The sequence below is a fragment of the Pseudomaricurvus alcaniphilus genome (assembly GCF_011440395.1).
Classification (GTDB): domain Bacteria; phylum Pseudomonadota; class Gammaproteobacteria; order Pseudomonadales; family Cellvibrionaceae; genus Pseudomaricurvus; species Pseudomaricurvus alcaniphilus.
Window position 1 is genome coordinate 1 of the sequence record NZ_JAAOIX010000027.1, and the last position, 3,308, is coordinate 3,308.

Sequence of the window (3,308 nt, forward strand, 5' to 3'; positions counted from 1 at the left end):
TGTATGTGCCACTCCAAAAGCGCGGTTATTTGCCGCTGTCGTAGTTCGAAACAGTAACGACTCAATTTCTACAGCTGCTTAGAACGTAGCCGGTTGCGCCGATCCGGGGTGGTCGGTTCAGACCTGTTGGGTGACTTTTGAACGGAACAAGGGTATGGATGGTAGTGCCGAGGAGACAGGCACAGCGCCAGCACAGATTTGACGGTCAAAACTGACGCCATGCCCCAACCGTGCTTTCGCACAGCCAACTCATGATCGCACCGGAGCTGGTTAAATACCAGCCCCCATCGGCCCGGACAGCCGATGAATCCCAGTGCCCGACTGTACCAGTGCGCTCGCTGCCATGCCCAGGTGATTCTCTGCCGACACTGCGACCGCGGTAACCTCTATTGTGCCAATGGCTGTGCCTCTCGTGCGCGCACGCTCTCACAGCGTCAAGCGGCCTGTCGCTACCGTTCAACCCGCCGTGGTCGGCTCAACAACGCCGAGCGCCAGCGTCGCTTCCGGGCGCGTCAGCGAGAAAAAGTAACGCATCAGGGTTCCCCTCCAAAGGTCGGCCTTGCTCTACTGTGTTTTGTGCTGAACCGACAAATTCCGCGCCGGAAACACACCTACGAGCACAGCGAAACAGCCCTGGTTTGCCATATTTGCCAGCGCGAGTGCGACCCTTTTCTCCGGCGCGACTTTCTGCAACCGCCCAAACGGGGTAAGCCCACCCGATTGTGATGATGGTCGCCCCTGTTTGAAGGAGAACACCGTTGAGTATTGATCAGGACCGCGACGCAAAGATTCTTCGCTATCACCTGGTGGAACACTGGGGCGTGCATACCATCGCCGAGCAGTTCGGCATTCATCACTCTACCGTTGATCGCGTACTGTGCCAGGCGGGCATGCCGAAAGCCGAGCGTGCCCGCCGACCGTCGATCATTGACCCCTATATCCCCTTTATTCTGGAAACGCTGGCGCGATACCCCCGCCTCACTGCTGCCCGGCTGTATGCCATGGTGGCAGAGCGCGGTTTTACCGGTGGCCCCAGCCACTTCCGTGCCCACATCGCCCAACTGCGGCCGCGCAAAACGGCCGAGGCCTACCTGCGATTAAGGACGCTGCCGGGGGAGCAGGCCCAGGTCGACTGGGGTCATTTCGGCGCCGTGCAGATCGGCCGGGCGAAGCGACCTCTGATGGCCTTCGTCATGGTACTGAGCTGGAGCCGCCAGATCTTCCTGCGTTTCTACCTCAACCAACGGATGGAGAGCTTCCTGCGCGGCCATGTGGCGGCCTTCGAAACCTGGGGTGCTCTGCCTCGTGTATTGCTCTATGACAACCTCAAATCGGCGGTGCTGGAACGCCGCGGCGATGCCATCCGGTTCCATCCCACCCTGCTGGCCCTGTCGGCGCACTACCACTTCGAACCGCGGCCGGTCGCGGTGGCGCGGGGTAACGAGAAAGGCCGTGTCGAACGGGCGATTCGCTATATCCGCGACAGCTTCTTTGCCGGTCGGCAATGGACAGATATGGCCGACCTGAACGCCCAGGCGGACGCCTGGTGCAGTGGCCACAGTGCCAACCGGCCCTGCCCGGAAGACCCGTGCATGACCGTGCGCGAAGCCTTTGCTCTGGAACAACCGCAGCTGCTGGATTTACCGGACAATCCGTTTGAAACCGATGAACGGGTTGCTGCCCATGTGGGCAAAACCCCGTATGTTCGCTTTGATCTCAATGACTACTCTGTCCCCCACAACCGGGTCCGTCGAACCGTGACTGTGGTGGCCTCACTGACCCGAGTGCGGGTGCTTGATGGCGGCGACATCATCGCTGAGCATTCCCGAAGTGATGACAAGGGCCAGCAAATCGAGGACCCGGCACACCTCGCTGAACTGGTGGAGGCCAAGCGTGCAGCACGCCATCACCGGGGCCAGGATCGACTCGCGCACGCCGCCCCGTCCAGCGGCGACCTGCTGCAACAGGCCGCCGCTCGTGGCAACCCGTTGTCGCGGGTGACCAGGCAGCTGGTGCAACTGCTGGACGACTACGGCGCGGCCGAACTGGAGTGCGCCCTGCAGGAGGCACTGGCCAGCGGCGTGCCTCATCCCAATGCCGTGCGACAGGTCATTGAGCGCCGCCGCGAGCAGCGCGACCGGCCACCACCACTGACATTAACTCTGCCCGCCAACGATCGGGCGCGCAATATCGTGGTGCGGCCGGCATCGCTGGCGGACTACGACGCACTCGATGACACCACCGATGACCCGGAGCTCGCCGATGACCACAACAAAACCTGAGCCGATCCTGCGTGATGCGCTCAAACAACGCGTGGTCACGCTCAAACTTTACGGCTTGCTGGTCCACTGGGATACTCTGGCCGAGTCCGACCTGGTCTGGCTGCAGCGACTGCTTGACTGGGAAGAAGTCGAGCGCAGGCGGCGAGGGCTGGAGCGGCGACTCAGTGCCGCCCACATCGGTCGCTTCAAACCACTCGCTGACTTCGACTGGGGCTGGCCGGCGCAGTGTGACCAGGCCGTGGTAGCAGAACTCATGACACTGGGCTTTATCAAAGAGGCGGCCAACCTCATTCTGGTGGGGCCTAACGGTGTTGGCAAGTCGATGATTGCCCAGAACATCGCCCATCATGCTGTGATGCAGGGGCACAGCGCCCTGTTTGTTAATGCTGCCCAAATGCTGGGAGACCTGGCTGCCCAGGACGGTGACAACGCCCTGCGGCGCCGCTTGAAACACTATGCGCACCCCGACCTGCTGGCCATCGACGAAGTCGGGTATCTCTCCTATGGCAATCGCCACGCCGACCTCCTGTTTGACATCGTTAATCGCCGCTATGAACGCAAGTCGACCATCGTGACCACCAACCGTCCGTTTGCGGAATGGAGCGAGGTGTTCCCGAACGCAGCTTGTGTGGTCTCCATCGTCGACCGACTGGTGCATCACTCTGAAATTCTGGTGATTGAGGGGGAGTCCTATCGCATGAAGGAAGCGAAAGAGAGGGCGGGTCAAAAGCGAGCCGGGGCCAAAGCGCGGCGGGCAACTCCCAACACGCCAAAACCTTCTGCATGAGGGCATCACCCATGAGCATGAACATCACTCGATTGACCACATACTGGACTGCCGATGAAGCCGACGCCGTTATCAGTCTGCTGGATGAACTCAGGGACAGTTTGTGGACTACCTACGGCGAGCAGATCATCGAACTGCGCCGCAACGCGAAGGCTGGCGGTGAATCGGATAACAACCAGGCAGACCTGCCGTTTGACGACAACATCGATTTCTGAGCGCCCGTAAGCAAAATAGGGCGA

At 60.9% G+C, this 3,308-nt stretch carries 3 protein-coding genes; all 3 read left to right on the top strand.

What is annotated here, in order from left to right; all coding sequences use genetic code 11:
* Positions 1-758: 758 nt before the first annotated feature.
* The 3 genes from istA to G8764_RS22130 are packed head-to-tail and all read left to right on the top strand — an operon-like array spanning position 759 to position 3,284.
* Positions 759-2,282 (top strand): IS21 family transposase, encoded by a 1,524-nt coding sequence (istA, locus tag G8764_RS22120; protein ID WP_166168538.1) that lies wholly within the window; start codon positions 759-761, stop codon positions 2,280-2,282.
* Positions 2,263-3,069, top strand: a complete 807-nt coding sequence (istB, locus tag G8764_RS22125) for an IS21-like element helper ATPase IstB (RefSeq protein ID WP_207952050.1) — start codon at positions 2,263-2,265, stop codon at positions 3,067-3,069. The genes istA and istB overlap by 20 nt, the downstream gene beginning before the upstream one ends.
* Before the next feature lie 11 nt (positions 3,070-3,080).
* Positions 3,081-3,284 (top strand): hypothetical protein, encoded by a 204-nt coding sequence (locus G8764_RS22130; RefSeq protein WP_166168544.1) that lies wholly within the window; start codon positions 3,081-3,083, stop codon positions 3,282-3,284.
* The last annotated feature ends 24 nt before the right edge of the window (positions 3,285-3,308 follow it).

What these genes read in the sequence shown, in the direction of transcription:
- istB (WP_207952050.1), top strand. Translation starts at nt 2,263, where the DNA reads ATGACCACAACAAAACCTGAGCCGATCCTGCGTGATGCGCTCAAACAA.
- G8764_RS22130 (WP_166168544.1), top strand. Translation starts at nt 3,081, where the DNA reads ATGAGCATGAACATCACTCGATTGACCACATACTGGACTGCCGATGAA.